Annotated in this window: 20 protein-coding genes; 6 read left to right on the forward strand and 14 right to left on the reverse strand. The window is 49.4% G+C overall.

Annotated elements, in window-relative coordinates; genetic code table 11:
* Positions 1–50 precede the first annotated feature (50 nt).
* Entirely contained in the window at positions 51–854 is an 804-nt protein-coding gene (locus tag ACQKPA_RS09245; RefSeq protein WP_427491460.1) for a helix-turn-helix domain-containing protein, read from the forward strand.
* A 22-nt stretch (positions 855–876) separates the two neighbouring features.
* On the opposite strand, the gene ACQKPA_RS09250 is transcribed toward ACQKPA_RS09245, so the two are convergent.
* The 9 genes from ACQKPA_RS09250 to ACQKPA_RS09290 form a co-directional block, all read right to left on the reverse strand.
* Positions 877–1473, reverse strand: coding sequence for a class I SAM-dependent methyltransferase (locus ACQKPA_RS09250; RefSeq protein ID WP_427491462.1), 597 nt, complete (start codon positions 1471–1473; stop codon positions 877–879).
* 260 nt (positions 1474–1733) lie between these two features.
* Positions 1734–2516 (reverse strand): sulfite exporter TauE/SafE family protein, encoded by a 783-nt coding sequence (locus tag ACQKPA_RS09255; RefSeq protein WP_427491464.1) that lies wholly within the window; start codon positions 2514–2516, stop codon positions 1734–1736.
* 167 nt (positions 2517–2683) lie between these two features.
* Complete coding sequence (locus ACQKPA_RS09260) at positions 2684–3811, reverse strand: MBL fold metallo-hydrolase (protein WP_427491466.1); 1128 nt, start codon at positions 3809–3811, stop codon at positions 2684–2686.
* A gap of 95 nt (positions 3812–3906) precedes the next feature.
* A complete protein-coding gene (locus ACQKPA_RS09265; RefSeq protein ID WP_427491468.1) occupies positions 3907–4491 on the reverse strand; it encodes a sulfurtransferase TusA family protein in 585 nt (194 codons plus the stop codon).
* A 113-nt stretch (positions 4492–4604) separates the two neighbouring features.
* A complete protein-coding gene (locus ACQKPA_RS09270; RefSeq protein ID WP_427491470.1) occupies positions 4605–4901 on the reverse strand; it encodes a rhodanese-like domain-containing protein in 297 nt (98 codons plus the stop codon).
* 31 nt (positions 4902–4932) lie between these two features.
* Positions 4933–5298, reverse strand: a complete 366-nt coding sequence (locus tag ACQKPA_RS09275; protein WP_427491472.1) for a rhodanese-like domain-containing protein — start codon at positions 5296–5298, stop codon at positions 4933–4935.
* Between the two features lie 43 nt (positions 5299–5341).
* Positions 5342–5827 carry a DsrE/DsrF/DrsH-like family protein gene (locus tag ACQKPA_RS09280; RefSeq protein ID WP_427491474.1) on the reverse strand — a complete coding sequence of 162 codons (486 nt, stop codon included), beginning with the start codon at positions 5825–5827 and terminating at the stop codon, positions 5342–5344.
* 88 nt (positions 5828–5915) lie between these two features.
* The gene (locus tag ACQKPA_RS09285) at positions 5916–6143 is read right to left on the reverse strand and encodes a sulfurtransferase TusA family protein (protein ID WP_427491476.1); all 228 of its coding nucleotides are present in this window, start codon (positions 6141–6143) and stop codon (positions 5916–5918) included.
* A gap of 135 nt (positions 6144–6278) precedes the next feature.
* Positions 6279–6539 (reverse strand): metal-sensitive transcriptional regulator, encoded by a 261-nt coding sequence (locus tag ACQKPA_RS09290; protein ID WP_427491478.1) that lies wholly within the window; start codon positions 6537–6539, stop codon positions 6279–6281.
* A gap of 234 nt (positions 6540–6773) precedes the next feature.
* On the opposite strand from ACQKPA_RS09290, the gene ACQKPA_RS09295 reads away from it, so the two are divergent.
* Positions 6774–8426 (forward strand): CoA-disulfide reductase, encoded by a 1653-nt coding sequence (locus tag ACQKPA_RS09295; RefSeq protein WP_427491480.1) that lies wholly within the window; start codon positions 6774–6776, stop codon positions 8424–8426.
* Positions 8427–8543: 117 nt separating this feature from the next.
* On the opposite strand, the gene ACQKPA_RS09300 is transcribed toward ACQKPA_RS09295, so the two are convergent.
* The 3 genes from ACQKPA_RS09300 to ACQKPA_RS09310 form a co-directional block, all read right to left on the reverse strand.
* Positions 8544–9929, reverse strand: coding sequence for an MATE family efflux transporter (locus ACQKPA_RS09300; protein ID WP_427491482.1), 1386 nt, complete (start codon positions 9927–9929; stop codon positions 8544–8546).
* A 333-nt stretch (positions 9930–10262) separates the two neighbouring features.
* The gene (locus ACQKPA_RS09305) at positions 10263–11351 is read right to left on the reverse strand and encodes a saccharopine dehydrogenase family protein (RefSeq protein ID WP_427491484.1); all 1089 of its coding nucleotides are present in this window, start codon (positions 11349–11351) and stop codon (positions 10263–10265) included.
* Between the two features lie 120 nt (positions 11352–11471).
* Entirely contained in the window at positions 11472–11669 is a 198-nt protein-coding gene (locus tag ACQKPA_RS09310; protein ID WP_427491486.1) for a hypothetical protein, read from the reverse strand.
* Between the two features lie 166 nt (positions 11670–11835).
* Between ACQKPA_RS09310 and ACQKPA_RS09315 the strand changes: the two genes are divergently transcribed.
* The 3 genes from ACQKPA_RS09315 to ACQKPA_RS09325 all read left to right on the forward strand — a co-directional run bounded on the left by ACQKPA_RS09315 (position 11836) and on the right by ACQKPA_RS09325 (position 14703).
* Positions 11836–12915, forward strand: a complete 1080-nt coding sequence (locus ACQKPA_RS09315; protein WP_427491488.1) for a LuxR C-terminal-related transcriptional regulator — start codon at positions 11836–11838, stop codon at positions 12913–12915.
* 168 nt (positions 12916–13083) lie between these two features.
* Positions 13084–13704, forward strand: a complete 621-nt coding sequence (locus ACQKPA_RS09320; RefSeq protein WP_427491490.1) for a DUF1796 family putative cysteine peptidase — start codon at positions 13084–13086, stop codon at positions 13702–13704.
* A 186-nt stretch (positions 13705–13890) separates the two neighbouring features.
* A complete protein-coding gene (locus ACQKPA_RS09325; RefSeq protein WP_427491492.1) occupies positions 13891–14703 on the forward strand; it encodes a hypothetical protein in 813 nt (270 codons plus the stop codon).
* A gap of 89 nt (positions 14704–14792) precedes the next feature.
* Here ACQKPA_RS09325 and ACQKPA_RS09330 read toward each other — a convergent pair whose 3' ends face one another.
* Positions 14793–15383, reverse strand: a complete 591-nt coding sequence (locus ACQKPA_RS09330) for a hypothetical protein (protein WP_427491494.1) — start codon at positions 15381–15383, stop codon at positions 14793–14795.
* A gap of 172 nt (positions 15384–15555) precedes the next feature.
* Entirely contained in the window at positions 15556–16392 is an 837-nt protein-coding gene (locus ACQKPA_RS09335; RefSeq protein ID WP_427491496.1) for an AraC family transcriptional regulator, read from the reverse strand.
* Between the two features lie 122 nt (positions 16393–16514).
* Here ACQKPA_RS09335 and ACQKPA_RS09340 point away from each other — a divergent pair, with 122 nt between their 5' ends.
* Positions 16515–17510 (forward strand): Gfo/Idh/MocA family protein, encoded by a 996-nt coding sequence (locus ACQKPA_RS09340; protein ID WP_427491498.1) that lies wholly within the window; start codon positions 16515–16517, stop codon positions 17508–17510.
* Positions 17511–17522 lie beyond the last annotated feature (12 nt).

Consider the following 17522-nt stretch of genomic DNA (forward strand, 5'->3'; position numbering starts at 1 on the left):
GCATTATTGTGCTAGGCTATAGGTATAAAATCACTGCGGGGTGTTGTCCTATGATCCAATTGATGAGCGTGAATTTTGATGATTACATACCAAATTGGCGAACCCAGCTGGAAACGATTGAGTACAATGTCCTTGTTGTGGTTAGAGAAGGCAAGGTGAGATACGAAATCAACGGGGAAGACATCATTGCCGAGAAAGAAGATGTACTCTATATCCCTCAGTCGACGAGACGAAGCGGAGGCAACTGGAAGGACACTGCACATCAGAAGCATACCATTCTCTTTACATTGGATCGTCAAGGACCCACAGGAATTCCATTTCTGGATGCGGGTCGATTCATGAAATTCAATCTCTCTCATATCCAATATATCTACCGGCGCTGTGAGCGCCTGTATGAGGAAATGCGGGGAGGCAAAAGCTACCGCGCCATGATCTGTCAGGGCATCATGCAGGAGCTGATGGGCATGCTGGCCCGTGAACTCGAGAAGACCGAGCTGCCACCAAGCAAACGAAACTATGCGGATACCATAAAATCGTATCTGTTGGAGCACTACCGCGAACCGATCGAAATCGATAAACTCGCAAAGTTAATCCATCGTTCCCCGAATTATGCCACCGCCCTCTTCAAGGAGGTGTACGGTCATTCACCGATTCGGTATATGCACCAACTGCGCGTGCTGGAAGCGTGCAACCTGCTGCTACATTCGGACATGACGATCGCTCATATCGCCCACTATTTGGGTTATTATGACACATCCTATTTTTATCGGATGTTTAAAAAACACACCGGCCTGTCGCCCTCCGACTATGTACAGCAAGACGATCGGTCCGATATATCCATGCTGTTCACTTAATCTCTGGTTGTCATACCGTTGTTTACGGCTTCTGCCCCGCAAACTGAATGACATGGGACAAGCCCTGATGCCCCTGGCCCTCATGACGAACGACCTCTCCCATAAAAAAGTGGACAATTCGCCAATCCGCAAAAGTTTCGAGGAAATCCCCAGGGGTGTATAAAAACTGTTGATCCTGCGGCCCCCCGCTGCGATAAGGAATCTGGTACGGTGAATATACCTCAGTGAGGAAATATCCTCCCGGCTTCACCGCTGTCTTCACGCCTTCTAAAGTCCTCGTTCTCAATGCCTTGGGAAAATGTCCAAACACGCAAATAATCTCATCCCATTGATCCTGCTTCCACTGCGCATCGTGCAGATCTACAAGCTCGGTACGAATCTCAACACCGCTTGCTTCCGCAAGTCGATTGGCTTTGATAAGGCCGGATTCCGCGTAATCCCATACGGTTACGTTCATGCCCTCCCGGGCCAGGAACACCGCATTCCGTCCTTCTCCCTCCGCGATAGCCAGTGCGTCGCCTGTTAAGGCTAATTTCTTATGCATGTCGGCTATAAATACATTCGGGTCCGTTCCAAATACGTAATCATCCCCCTGAAACCTTTCATTCCATGGATTCATCGTTTCAGCACCTCTTTCTTCATAATCAACGTCATTCTGTACACACTTAAGCTCATCCCATCTTACCATTCCTGGGACATCGATGTTAGCGTGATTCCCCATTTGAACGCCAGTATGAGAAAATGAGGTGCCCCGCTTTATCGACTGCGCTTTACCATCCCTCCCAAAAAGCCCCGAATGGTTCGGGGAATTAGCCTCTTTCGTGTTAAACTTCACTGGGCTCGGTCAAGAATAACCATAGTGCTTTCAGGAGCCCGTCATCATAGAATGTCCAGCCAAATTTTAATAGCCGTTGCCAGGATCAAAACGGCCAGAATGATCTGCAGGATCTTTGTGTTCATCTTCTTGCCCGCGGCCGCTCCCAGTGGAGAAGCGATCAAGCTGGCAACAACCATAATAAGGGCCGGGATATAATCCACTTGTCCCGTCGTCAGCTTCCCTACCGTAGAACCGATGGATGAGATGAAGGTGATTGCGAGCGAGGACGCAATGGTCATGCGCGTCGGTATTTTCAATACAACCAGCATGATCGGAACGAGCAGGAACGCGCCGGCCGCCCCAACGATGCCGGCTCCGATTCCGACCACAAGAGCCAGCGAAGCGGCCAGCCATTTATTGAACTTGACCTGATCCAGCGGGATATCGTCCACCCCTTTGTTCGGAATGAACATCATAATGGCCGCAGTCAGCGCCAATATGCCGTAGATGAGATTGATGCCGCCTTCGCTCATCATCTTGGAGCCGAAACCGCCGATGAAGCTGCCCAGCAGTATGGCCGAACCCATATAGATAATGAGCGTTTTGTTCAAATATCCGCCCTTGCGGTATGCCCACACGCCGCCGATCGTGGCGAAGAATACCTGTACGGCGCTTATGCCCGATACTTCATGTGCGGTGAAAGCCGCAAGGCCGAATAATGGCGGGATATACAGCAACATCGGGTATTTGATGATCGAGCCGCCAATGCCCACCATCCCTGATATATAAGAGCCAATGAACCCGATTAAAAATATCGTAATGATGAAGGATATGCTTAGTTCCATCGTGCTGCCCCCTTATTTCTCTTTAGAAAAGGGAACCTGTCTGGTTCCCTTGATCTCTTTTTATCTTGTTTCATCCGTTTATATCCATGGCCGATCTTGTTAGCGACCCTTGCAATGAGCGCTTTACCATTCTCATATTTCTACCTCTTAACATGAGATCGTCAAGATTAACGTACCGCGCAGCGGTTCGGCCCGATCTCCATCTCTTGCTGCTGCTCCGTATCCGGATTCATTTTCCCCATGTTCGTTTGACGGATTTCCTGATAGCTGTTAGGCTGCGGCGGCAGATTCTGCGTGACTAACGTCCGGAATTCTGCTTCGTCGGCGATGTTGAGTCCATGGTTTTCCCGGTAAAGCTCTCCCAGTTTCTTCGCGACCGTTCCGTCCTCGTTCAGTTCGTCCATGATCATGAAATGCGCCGGAAGCACGGTCAGATCATCCGATAGATGGGTGTAGCGGGCATAGAGCGTTTCCCGCAAGTCGCCAACCCAATCCTCCGCCAGCCCCGCCAGATCCGGACGGCCGATGGAATCGATAAACAAAATATCGCCTGTCAGCAGATACTGATCATCAATCACAAACGAAGTGGACCCGATGGTATGGCCCGGAGAATGGAGCGCTTCTATACGAATTGTGCTGCCGCCGATCGCCACTTTGCCTCCGTTCTTGAGCGGTTCGTACTTAAACACCACCTCGCCGGCATCCTTTGGCGGAAGCCAATATACGGCTCCTGTCTGCTTAGCAATCATTCGTCCGCCGGAAATATGGTCCGCATGGAGATGGGTATCAAACACATGCTTGATTTTTGCATTCAGGCTTTTTGCGAATTCTAGATATACCTCCGTCATGCGGGTTGCGTCAAACAATGCCGCTTCGCCGTTCGATACCGCCATATAAGACAAGCAGCCTTTCCCTATACGAACAAACTGATAAAGCGTGCCTCCATCTGCCAAAGTGCCGATCTTCAGGGGAACAAGGTGTTCACTCCAGGCCTTCATACCGCCTTTCAAATACGCCACATGCCGACCATGCTCGGCCAGCATCTCAGCCACCATCACCGACGAGCCTTCCTTGGCGCATACGACCAGTACTTCTTGATCCTTCGGGATTCGATCCAAAATTTCTTCCACGCCGTCAATCAAATCATAGTAGGGGATATTCAAATGCTGAATTCCTTCGCCTTCAATCTTCCAATCCACGTAATCCGCAGGGTTCCGCACGTCCAATATGAACAGGCTCTCTTTGCGAATCGCCTTCATGGCCACTTCTTGCGCTTGCATTTCCCTTACTGTCATGTTGCCTTCCTCCTTATAATTTCAAATAGATCTGAATAGTTAATTCCTTCCGGCTGCCTATTAAAAGCGCTCAGTATGTTTTTTCAACAGCCATCTTAATCTGTGCGATCATTCAAGCCCACAGTTTCTCCACACCAGCCGCTCATGCCCGGTACGACGTTTATAATGCTTGCATAGCCGTTAGCTGAAAGCTTTTGCGCAGCCAGGTCACTCCGTATTCCGGTACGGCAGATGACATAGATTTCATCCTCTTTGTTCAGTTCAACCATACGTTCATCCAAATCACCTAGCGGAATCGATACGGCATTGCGAATATGCCTGAAAGCAAACTCCGCCGCTTCCCTCACATCCAGGACGACGATTGATGCTCCGGACGCAAGTTTCTCCTCCAGCTGATCATTAGACGCTACATGCGGATAAGTTCGTTCTGCGGTTTCTTCCCCTGATGATTTGCGAAGGTAGTGCTTTAGCACATCCCCCTCTACAATCGTTCCGAGATATTGATGCCCCGTGCTTTCCGCCCATGCCTGGATGTCGGCCTTGGAACCTTTGTCGGTTGCCTCTACCTCCAGTACATGTCCGGCTTCAAGATCCTTCATCGCTTTTTTCGTGCGAACGAAGGGCATCGGGCAAGCCAGCCCCTTAGCATCCAGCCTCATATTCGAATCAATTGCTGCCATATCACATCGAACCTCCATTGTTTTGTTTTCGCGCACACATACCACCAGGGGTATGCTTCAGTTCGAAAAAAAGGGGGTGCCTAACACACCCATTCTTTTTCAAATAGACACCGTTACTCTGTTTTGCCCTCCCATGCGAGCATACCGCCCGTCATATTGACGACTTGATAGCCTTGACCTTCCAAATATTCTGCTGCACGGCCGCTGCGCCCCCCGGAACGGCATACCAAGACATACTCTTTCGACCGATCAAGATCCTGCTTGCGGAATTCAATCAAACCTAAAGGAATGTTGACGGCGCCCGGAATTTTACCTTCCGCGACTTCCTCCGCTTCTCGAACATCAATGATATTCATGTCAGCTCCGTCACTCAGCATCTGCTCTACTTCTTTTGGAGAAATCTCTCTCATGTTAATCAGCACTCCTTTTACCTTTTTAAGTTTAAGACCAGCCATTCATGCCGCCCTTCACGTTAGTCACCATCTCAAAGCCTAATTTCTTTAAAGTGTTGCTCGCTTTGTTGCTTCGCATGCCACTTTGGCAGATCAATACCACTTCCATGTGTTTGGAGAGCGAATCACTGCTCGACAAGAGCCGGTCAAGCGGAATATTCCGGAAACCTCGAATGTGATTCCCCTTGAACTCTCCCGGCGTCCGGACATCGATGAACTGTTTGTTTGCGTTGCTGTCTTTAAGCTCTTGCTTCAGCTGTGCCGCGGTAATCTGCCTGACTCCCTTGACCGGGAGAATTCTCCAAACGACAAACAGAATAATAAGTGCAATGAACGATACATTGAGAATATCCATCTTTATTCCCTCTCTTTAACAGCAACCGTCGCCGCTGTTTTCCTTAAATGAACAAGTTAACATTGCCTTCCTGAGCATCGCCCAAATACGCCCCAACCCCCGCATACTCAATGCCGTCAAGCAGTTCTTCTTGCTGCAGCCCAAGCAGATCCATCGTCATGGTGCATGCAACAAGCTTGATGTCCTGCTCCTGCGCCATCACGATCAATTGCGGCAGCGGAACGGCGTTGTGTTTCTTGATCACATCCTTGATCATTTTCGGACCCATCCCGGCAAAATTCATTTTGGAAAGACCCATGTTATCGGATCCGCGCGGCATCATTTTCCCAAACATCTTCTCGATGAAACTTTTCTTCTTGGGCAGCATGACATCCTCGTCCTTACGCAGTGCGTTCAGTCCCCAGAAGGTATGAAATATCGTCACCTCATGGTCATAAGCGGCAGCGCCGTTCGCGATGATATAGGCGGCCATTGCTTTGTCATAATCGCCGCTGAATAATACGATCGTTGTTTTTTTTGTTTCCGTCACGTTGTGATTTCCCCCTGTAAAAATTGATTTATAAATCTCAATGAATGCTAATGCATACCCCCATGGGTATATTTTCAACCAAAAAAAATTAGCCCTTTCTAATCCAAAATTTCAATACGCCCCCATCCTCTGCCTGCTCCAGCATCTCGTTGCCCGTCGACTTGGCCCATGCCGTCAAATCGCTCTTAGAGCCTTGATCCGTTGCATGAATCTCAAGCACCTGGCCTTGTTGCATCTCATCCATCTGTTTCTTCGTTTTCACGATCGGCATGGGACATGCCAAGCCTTTAACATCCAATACTTTATCCGGGTTCATAATAATTCCTCCTTTAAATGATGATTATATATTCCGTAATATACCAATGGGGGTATTAAAAACGATATCGTAAGACATGTCAATCCTAATTGAACTTCCTAATGGTATTGCAATTGAGGGAACGATGTCCTCACGTTATCTGCTTTTCACTAGCAAATTGACCGCTTCAACCACAAGCTTCTCCGTGTCCTGTCCGGTCTCTTCAGCTTTCTGTACGCATTCCACAAGGTTGGAGCTGACGACAACGCCGATCGTCCGATCTATCGCCGTCCGCGTTGCCGAGAGCTGGGTAATCACTTCCTTGCAATCCTTGTTCTCTTCCATCATTTTCAGAATGCCGCGCAGCTGACCTTCGATGCGTTTCACCCGATTTTTCATCTGATCATTGTATTCCATCTCGATCCCCTCCTGTCTCTGCACTTTTTAGGTTGCATGATTAAAAGCATACGAGCTTGCATGTCCTCAATATATACCCCCATAGGTATATTGTCAAATGGATAAATCTAACTTCACGCTTATCAGGACATGTCTGATAATTGTCACACTTTTCCCTGCTGCCATATGTTATGATACCCCATAGGGTATAAAGCAATCATTTATAATATACACCAAATCAGGGAGGAATATTCGATGGGCAAAAAAATCGTCATTGTTGGCGGTGTAGCAGGTGGAGCCTCGGCAGCTGCCAGACTGCGGAGATTGGATGAGAGCTCTGCCATTGTGTTAGTGGAACGCGGGGAATATATTTCGTTTGCCAACTGCGGTCTGCCTTACTATATAGGTGAAACGATAATCGATCGCAATAAACTTATGGTACAGACCGTACCGGGTCTTAGCCGCCGCTACGAGCTGGATATTCGCAATCTTAGCGAAGTTACGTCCATTCTGCGTGATGAAAAAATGGTTACGATTAAAAACCTTGCTACCGGCGAAACCTACACCGAGAGTTATGATTATCTGATCCTGTCACCCGGAGCAAAGCCGGTTACGCCGGATATTCGCGGTCTGTCGGAATCCCGCAACGTATTCACTTTACGCAACATCCCCGATACGGACAAGATCAAGCGGTACGTGGATGAAGCCCAGCCGAAGGAAGCCGTTATTATCGGGGGCGGGTTTATCGGGCTGGAGATGGCCGAGAATCTGGCGGACCGCGGCATTCAGGTGACTGTCATCGAAATGGCGAACCAAGTGATGGCTCCGCTCGACTACGAAATGGCCGCGATCGTCCAATCGCATCTTAAGGAAAAAGGAGTCCGTTTGATTCTTGAGGACGGCGTACAAGCGTTTCATGACGGCGGCCATCAGATTGAGCTTTCCAGCGGCAAACGAATATCAACCGAGATGACCTTGCTTTCGATAGGCGTTCGGCCCGAGAGTGTGCTGGCGTCAGACGCCGGACTTCCCGTCAATGATCGCGGCGGGATTCAAGTTAACGAATTTATGCAGACCACCGACCCTAGCATTTATGCGATCGGCGATGCAATCGAAGTGAAGGATTTCGTCCTCCAGAGCCAGGCCTTTATTCCGCTCGCTGGGCCTGCCAACCGGCAGGGGCGACTGGTTGCAGATCACATCTATGGTAAAACCATTCGTTACAAAGGCACGCTCGGTTCGTCAATCGCCAAGGTATTTGATCTAACGGTTGCTGCGACAGGCGTTAACGAAAAGCGCCTCAAGCAGATGAACATCCCTTATCAAGCCCTCCATATTCACCCCTCGTCTCATGCCGGATACTACCCGGGGGCGTATCCCATTTCCTTGAAGCTGTTATTCCATCCGGAAACAGGTCAAATCTATGGGGCGCAAGCGGTTGGAGCAGATGGCGTGGATAAGCGGATCGATGTCATTGCTACTGCGATCAAGGGGAATCTGAGCGTTTGGGACTTGACGGAACTGGAGCTCTCCTACGCGCCTCCTTATTCCTCCGCCAAAGACCCGGTAAACTATGCCGGATATGTTGCCGCCAACATCCTGGATGGCTTGGTTGAAACGGTGCAGTGGCATGAAATCGACGATCTGGTCGGAAACGGTGCAACCTTGATCGACGTTCGCGAACCTAAGGAAAGGGAAGCGGGTTATATCCCAGGTTCCATCAACATTCCGCTTAACGATCTGCGCAGCCGACTGAAGGAACTGCCGGAGAATGAGATGCTGTACGTGACTTGCCAGGTTGGGCTGCGCGGATACTTGGCGGCCCGTATTTTGGCCGAGCATGGTTTCCGTGTTAAGAATCTCGACGGCGGCTGGAAAACATACGCAGCGGTTTACAAGCCATCATAATCGCTACTAGCTAAATCTGTCTGGAAGCGATGGAGATGCTGCTTGCAATAAAAAACAACATGCAAAAAGCCCCGGAATTCCGGGGCTTTTCCTTCTTTATATGAAATAGATAATGGCTTAAATCAGCTTGTGCGCATACCATTTCTTGCCGCGGAAGCGCCATAGGAAAATCGCTCCCCGCACTCCCCATTCACAGTTCATGGCCAGCCATACGCCAAGAATGCTCCAGCCCAGAACGATCCCCATAATATAACCGAGAATCACCCGGAACAGCCACATGGTCAGCATCGAAGTGATTGAGGTAAAACGTGAGTCGCCTGCCGCACGCAGCGCCGAAGGCAGAATAAAGCTTATCGACCATAGCGGAACCTGTACAAGGGTGTTAATCAGCAGCACCACAAACAGATCGTTCACGATTTCCGGAGGCGGGTTGAACAGCCCAACCAACGGCCGGTAGAGCGGCATCAAAATCAAACCCATTAAGGCGAGCGAGATTGCGCCAAGCCACAAAAAAGATTTGATGAACTTCCGGGCATCCGCTATATTTCCACGGCCAATGCATTGACCGACGACGGTCACAATCGTTAAGGACAACGCGCTGGCTGGAATTTGGAAAACGGCCGCAAGTGAGGACCCGATCGCGTTCGTTGCAATGGCGTAAGTGCCTAGGCTGACGATAAACACTTGGGTCAATAGCTTTCCCCCGTTAAAAAACATCTGCTCGGCTGCGAACGGAAGCCCGATAAACATAATTTTGCGCAGCATCGATATCGGAAAATGAAACAGATCCCGCAGGCGGATATGCAGTGTGGCATCCACTCTGAACAGATAGTAGAGCGCGCAGGCCGCACCGGCAAAGCGGGCGATGTTAATCGCCAGCGTCATGCCCATAACGCCCATATTCAGCAGGGTGATGAAAACGATGTTGAGCAGAACATAGAGCAGGTTCATGATCAGCGACAACGCCAGTGAAGCCCGAGTCTTGCCGATCCCTCTCAGCGCGCCGCAAACGGCCTGCACGATGGCAATTCCGATGAAGGAAGTACTGCTTCCGATCAGATACACTCGCGCACTCTCCAGCACCTCGGGTGACGCTGAGCCGAACAGCAGATTCAGCACCGGCTGGTGAAGCCCAATGATCAGCAGCGCGATCGCTAAAGCGATCATGGCCACCGATGTAACGGTGGCCGCAGAAGCCCGGGATACCATCATCGCGTTGCCGCTTCCCTTATACTGCGCCACGACGACGGTGCCCCCGGTTGCCACCGCCACGAACACATTGATGAGGAAGATGTTCAGGGAGTCCACCATGTTCACGGCGCTGACCGCCGATACGCCCGACGAACTGATCATGGCCGTATTGACCAGGTTCAAACCGATGATGAATGCCTGGTCGATCAATATCGGGAAAAATAAAGCAAAAATCTGCCGGTAGTCCATCGACTCCCCGGTTAAATGATGTTGAAGCAAACCGTTCATTTGGGTTCGTAATCGAACCAACATCTGTCATCACATTCTTTTCGTTGTAATATAAAAGAAAAAACTCTTCAAACGAAGAGCTTCAGGCTTACGGTATTTAGAAATGGCTGCCGCCACCGTCGCTTGGGAGAGCTCACTCCCTCGCCAAGGGGACAATACGGATTAATTCATTTGATCCCGGATAAACCCCGTCTTTGATTGGAGGATATCACCAGCCCCGAGTTATGTCAACGAATGCAAGCCACAGGAAATGACCGTAAACCGCTGATAAACGGAGCAACTTGCGAGTCTACAGGTTGTAACCCTTATATAGAAGCAGGTTAAGGTTCGCAAGTTATTCGCGCCTTTAGAAAGTGGCTAAATACTCCCTTTCTCCCCATCCCGCCATACCTCCACACTAACGTTTTCCTCCAGCCAGCCCTTCATACTCGCTAATTCAAACACTTGTTCAATATGGAACACTCCGCACGCCAGGTTCCCACTGTACACAGCATCCGCAACCATCGCCGCTACCCTAGCCGTTAATTTGGACTGGTCTCGCCCGACCAGCAAGCATTCAACCGTACTGTTTTGGCCATTGCGCTTACCCTGGGCTTCAACTTTTAAAGCAACATCATCGGATCCCATTTGTATATTTATAAAAGCTTGCACGGCGCCGTTCCGTATCCATTTCACTTTAAGCAGATGATGCAAACCGGATGCACGGAATCCGGCCAGTATGGAAGTTAGAGGGGAAGAATCAAAACCCAACCGGGTCGAAACGGTGAGGACTTCCAAGGTGTGGGGCAATGTCGATTGATCCGAGAACGGAAATCGATACACGGGTTTACGTCCTATTTTTCCGCCAAAAAGAACCGACCTTCCCTCCGAGAAACTTGCAACCGTCCTAAGGCGATGATTTTCCATCACCTGAAAGGTGGACAGGAGATTGTCCACAGTCCACTCTACGGCAGCCTTGCCGTGCCGATCCCCTAAACCCAGCATAATCGAGATATCAACCGACTCTGTTACATCCAGACCTTTGCTCGCCCAGCTTGCCATTAGATTGGTTAACCCTGGGGCCAGACCTACACTCAGAATGGTTGTCGACCCGGATTCCTCTGCTGCCCCCTTCCACTTCAACACTTGATTTAAAAATTCGCCTTTTGCCGATATATCCACATAGTTGGTCCCGCTCCGGATGCAAGCCCCGACCCAGGCATCGTCCGCCTGATCCAGACACATGACCACGAGTTTGATCTGTTCCCACTCACTCTCCATGACCGACTGCTCCATATCCAATCGCATAGGGAGCACCTTCCCGCCTGTCTCCCGACTGAAACGTTCGGCTCGCTCCAAACTTCTTCCAGCAGCGTATACAAGTCCGGGATATTTCTCCCCTAACTCCTCGCATAAGACCCTTCCTACATGCCCATATCCGCCTACAACCACAATTCGTTCCTTCATGATGCTTCCTCTCCATCTCTAAAAAATTATATATACGTGACGAGCCAGCTCAAACTCGATATTCCTCAGTATAATTACCTTGGAAAGAAGACTAACCCTTGACTGCAAACCACCCTTCGATCAGAAAAGCGCCGAAATACCGGGTGACGTCCGTAAAACGGCCTCCTCTAACAATCCCCTCATCACGTTATCCGTGACTGGATAGGAACTGTTCCCCATGGACTGCGAGAAACGCTTCCGGGCGATCGTCTCCACGTAACGGCTGGCATGCGCATGATTCCAGTCCAGTGATGCAAGCCCTGATTTCACTTTTCCCATGAGGTAAACCTCCCTTTTTCCATCATGATGCAAATATGCAGATCTCTTTCATTCCTTCTGCATACATGACATAATAAGAATCATTCTCAATTATACGGATGGAGAACGATAACCCTATCCCAGAAATGTGGGGTTTTCCTTAGACCGACGAAAAAGGTGACTCATTATGGACACGCAGCTTAACAGCTTTTTAAATAAAATAACGACACTTGGCGGGGCTTTATCTAATTCCCAGGCCTACCGGAACGAACTCATCAAGCAATTGCGCTCTTGGATTCCTTTTGAATCGGCTTGCTTTACGACGGTAGATCCACGTACCTTGCTCTCGACCGGTGCCATCACGGATGAAAACATTGAGACCATCCATGATCGCCTGTTCGAGTACGAATATCTGTACAGCGATTACAATCACTATCATGAGCTGGCGAACTCCATGGAGAAGGTGGCGACGCTAAGCAGAGCTACGAACGGGGCTTTGAGCAAAAGCCCTCGTTATCGGAACGTCCTGCAGCCGGCAGGCTTTCATGACGAGATGCGTGCCGCATTGGTAGCAGAGGGCATGTGCTGGGGATTTCTGACGATATTCCGTCAGGTGGGCCAGCCCATTTTTAACGAGGAGGAACGGCAGCTGCTCACTTCCCTGGCACCATTCATGGCGGCCACACTGCGTGATCGAAGTCTTCCGCGATCCACTGTTGATGGAATAGATCACATGCCTGAGCCTGGTTTATTGGTGCTGTCCGAAACGCTCGATATTCTTACGTATAATGCTGCTGCACGGCAGTGGATGTCATTGCTCCAGGATGCAGAGGGTTTGGATGGCATTTCACTCCCCCGCCCGCTGCGGGCAGTCTGCTTCCGAGCTTTGTCCGAGAGCGCCCAAGGTACGGCCTATTCGACGGGTGCTCATACTCGCGTCCGGCTAAGTGATGGCTCCTTTGCCAGCATACGGGCAAGCCTTCTGCAGGGTCCGGATTCTCTTGCCAAGCTTGCGGTAACGCTTGAGCCTGCCAATACAACGGATATGCTGCCGCTCATCTCCGATGCGTTAGGATTAACCGAGCGCGAGAACGAAGTGATCAGCGGAATTCTGCGAGGATTATCCACCAAGGAGCTTGCTCAATCCCTGTTTATCTCCCCCTACACAATTCAGGATCATCTCAAGTCCATATTTCTCAAAACCGGCGTCAACAGCCGAAGGGAATTAATATGGCAGCTTCACTCAAAATATAGCCTGAGTCCTTGAGGATCGGGTCCGTAATTTTCCTAGACACCGTTCCCCTCTAACCCGTCCCTTTCTCCAATTATGCTGGTAGCTAAGAACCGCACTCCCCCCTCCCTTGGTCACTACTCCATACCAACTCTATCGATTTGCATAGGATATCCAATGATAGATTTAAGGAGGTCTGGTAGAATGACAATCCCTATGGAGTTTGATGCCATTTTCAGTCTGGGTCACAACTGTCAGGTTGCCGCCCAGCTAAGAAGAAACAAGCTGCGCCATGCAGCGGGTCCGTGGGACTGGTTCAACTTCGCTTCAACACCCGAGTTTTGTAAAGTCATTAAACATCAATTCAGCGACTTCATGCTCCGGGATAACCTGGACATATATGGTAAATCCGTGAACTGTTACTATGTGCGCGACAAACGATCTTCCTGTTTATCCTTCCATGATTTCAAGAACAACCCGGAGGAGCGGCCGTTATATGACTACCCTGCTTTTCGTGAACGGCTGGATCGAAGAATCGAACGCTTTAACCGCTGCTTGAATTCTGAACAGAAAACTCTGCTCGTGCGGATCATCGCGCATACAAAGGATGCCGAGACGATTGATCAAGTAATACGCGAAGCCTATCCCAACCCGAATGTAAGCCTGTTATTTATTATGCTCAGCAGCAGTCCCCAAATTGTAAACCTTCCTTCGTTCTCGGATCGGGTTCTCATCAAGCAAATACCGAAAGGACCCACATGGGAAGGAGATTCGGAGGCTTGGAAGACCATTCTTAGAGAATTTCCGCTCAGTTCAGGGGAATAAGTGTTTGACAAAACCAAAATTTACCTGTATATTAACAAAAAGTGAATCGGAACTCTTACGAAGGAAGCACCCGTAAGTCTGGCGTTGAATACGCCTTTCTAACGGGTGCTTTTTGTCGTGGGTCCGGTCATTCTGTCATGATGCGAATACCTCTAGTGATGAATTGTTATTTAAGGAGCGATGTTTATGTTTAGAAGGTTACTCACCTCATCCCTTGTTGTGGCACTTTTACTCTCATTAATCCCCATGCCTTTCGTGAATGCAGCCGCGATCGAGTTCACCGATACGGTTCAAGCCCAATTGAATGCCACAGCGGACCGGGCTGGCGGAACCGTACGTACCAAACTCATCAAACAGTACGATGATTTCAAATCCGAACGAAACCAGGTACTTGATTTGGACGATCGAATCTCTTCCCTTCGCTATGCCAATGAAGCCAAAGCTTCGGAAACCCGCAAAAAAATCAGCGAAATCGATAAGGACAAAATCCGCAAGCTGGAGGATCAGCTGCAAGCAGCCAAAACCAAGTACCAGCCGCTGTTTAATACCTATTCCGCGCTTAATAAACAAATCGCCGCAGCCAAAAAACTCAAGGACAAAACGCTCTCCAAGATGCTGCAATCACAGGCCAGTGGCATGAAGATCCTGGTATCCTTGGGACGTGATGATATTCGAAATAAGCAGGCGGCGCTTACGGCGGCCAAAAAGGAGAAAACTTCCAAAGCGGCTAAAGTACGTGCCATCCTGTCCGAGATTGATTCGTACAAAAGCAAGATTAAAGGCGATAAAAGCGCAATCTCCACGCCGAATAAACTGATGGCAACCGAATGGAAGAATTTCAAAACCGCAGTAAAGTCCAATGGATCGGCCAGAACCAGCGATATCCTTTCCAGACTGCTGACGCTCTCCGGTCAGATTCTGACGAAAAAGAAAAGCATTTACAGTCACGAACAAAAAATCGAGTCGATCATAACACGTGCAAATGCCCAATTAAAATAACCATTTCAAGAATCCCACAATACAAAAATAACTTCTGCCGAGGGCAGAAGTTATGGTTCGATATGCAACAAATCAACACAATAGTAAACTCAACTTGAAGCTGTGTGTAACGGGTATTGGAATCCAGCCAGCCTGGATTGATCCAGCAATGGATAGTCATATAACATGCCTTCATAAATAACCTCGAACGCCGGATGCTGAAAGAAATCGTTCGGGGTTACTGCGGAGGATGGTCGATCCCATAGCTGGATTCTGCTTTGCTTCATTGCTTCCGCAACGAATTGCGAACAGAAGTAGGATCGTTCCCTCGTAATATCGAGTCTCATCAACACGCCGAACATCCCGATGAGATTGTAGCCGTAAGCATTCTCTTCATCCTTGTAATGCTGAATCACGCGTCTGGCCGCCTCATATTGCTGCCGGGTGACCTCGAGACGGAGCAGAGCGCAGCGCGTGCCGGGAAAGTGACGGAAGGTTCCTTCGTATACATCCTCTTCGACAAATCCCCCGACCCAGGGATTGTTGGCGCATTTCCGGCCGAAGCTGAACACTTCATTCAAGTTCTCGTCCAGCACCAGCGAAGCATGATTATAGGGTGCTGCCGTAATTCGTTTAATCAGTTTGGTAAACATCGTACCCGTATCAGTCAGTAGAACATATATATTTTTGTTATCGGACATTTGGCTTCCCCCACATACATGGATTACATATTTCATTGGATCCGGATTTCGTCAAATCCTTCGTTACCTTCATTGTAGTAGAGGCAAGCCGTTTCGATAACCGACTATAGGTGTGAATAGGACCTGGACCTAAGTCGAGTTCTCACCTGACCTGGCGACGTGATACCCATAACTATACCCCATATAAGCGACGATAGGAAGATGGCGTCATGCCTTCATGCTCCATAAATCGCTTGTTAAAATAACTGACGCTCGGATAACCCGCTTCCACTGCAATTTGTCCGATGGTTTTTTCTTTATGGTCGAGCAGCCACTGCTTTGCCATCTGAAGGCGGCACCGCGTTACAAAATCCATCGGGGTCATCTCCATGACATTGCGGAATAATTTACAGAAATAGTAAGTGGTAACGCCGAGTCTGGCCGCCCACTCCTCCAAAATAAACGGTTGTGCCGCTTCCTGCTGCATGATCGGCAGCAGTTCAAGAATCCGGTTGGCCGAATTGTTCGATTTATTGTCCGATAATGCGGATGCCTGCTCCACGAATACCGCTAATAAGGAATATGTTAGCGTGGATAGCTGCGCAGGCTTGAGCATCCGGTGAGTCTCCGCCTCACATAACAGCGCTTCGTGCGCTTCCTCAAAGGCTGACGGCTGCCGAATGCTCCACAGCTGGCTTTTATGAAAGCCACGTTCGATGAAATAGTTCTGCAGACCGCTGCCATAAAAGTGGAACCATCGTACATCCCACGGATCGTCCTCGCTGGTGTAATAACGCTGAGCCTGCATGGGAAAATACAGCACGGCTTCACCTGGGCCAAGCGTATGGACTACGTTTTCGATTTCAACATACCCTTTACCTGAAGCCACATAATGAATATTGAAATTGTTCAGAGAGCCGGCTGCCCGCGTTACGGTATGGTCCGGTTCATCCCGGTATATCCCTACCGACTCAGGCAGGCAGAAGAATGGCATTTGCGGAAGGGTCAGCAGATGACTTTGTCGTTTCATCGTAATACTCCTCGAATGACAATATTGTTGTATTATACTACAAAATAATATTATATCAATTTTATTTCTTGTCTTTTATAATCGCAATATAATCTTAATAAGTTGTATAGGAGCTGATGAACATGACTCAAAAACTTCGTTGGGGAATCCTTGGCTGCGCCAGCATTGCCAAACGCTCGGTCATACCTGGTTTACAGCAATCCCGTCTCAATGAAGTCGTTGCCATTGCCAGCCGCGATCAGGAAAAAGCAGCGCAAACGGCAGAGGAACTGAATATACCGACTGCATACGGCAGTTACGAGTCCTTGCTCGAGGATTCTTCCATAGATGCTATCTATATTCCGCTCCCTAACCATCTACATAAAGAATGGAGCATCCGTGCGACGGAAGCCGGTAAACACATTCTATGCGAAAAACCGCTTGCGCTGACGGAAGCAGAAGCAGCTGAAATGGCAGAAGCAGCAGCTAAGGCCGGGGTAGTGCTGGCCGAAGCCTTTATGTATCGCTATCACCCGCGGTATGACTTGATGAAGGAAATGATCAACGCCGGTGCCATCGGGGACATTCGGGGCATACGCAGCGCGTTTACCTTCAACAGCTCCGCCAATCACGGGAATGTCCGTTTCCGCAAGGATTGGGGCGGCGGCTCGATTTATGATGTCGGCTGTTATCCGATCAACGCCGCGCGCATCCTGCTGGATAAAGAGCCGGAAGCTGTTACCGTTCAAGCTTTCTTCTCCCCTGAGCATGATCATGTCGACATGATGGCATCCGGATTAATCGAATTTGGAGGGAATGTAGCGCTGACATTTGATTGCGGAATGTGGGCGGCGTATCGCAACCCTCTTGAAATCGTGGGTACGGATGGCCTGATTGAAGTTCCTTACGCCTACAGCCTGCCTGAGGACGGAGCGAACTTCTTCTTAACGACCGGCGAAGGACGTAAAGAAATCGAGGTCCCTCGTGCAAACGCATACAGTGAACAAGGCGACCATATGGCCGAAGCTATTTTGAACAACAAGCCTCTCCGCTACTCTGCAGAGGATGCCATTCGCAACATGAAAGTCATCGACGCCTGTCTGCAATCTGCCCATGAACGGAAGCGAATTGTGTTGTAATTACACCCAAGG

The organism is Paenibacillus sp. NPDC093718 (assembly GCF_050279985.1).
Taxonomy (GTDB): Bacteria; Bacillota; Bacilli; order Paenibacillales; family Paenibacillaceae; genus Paenibacillus_AQ.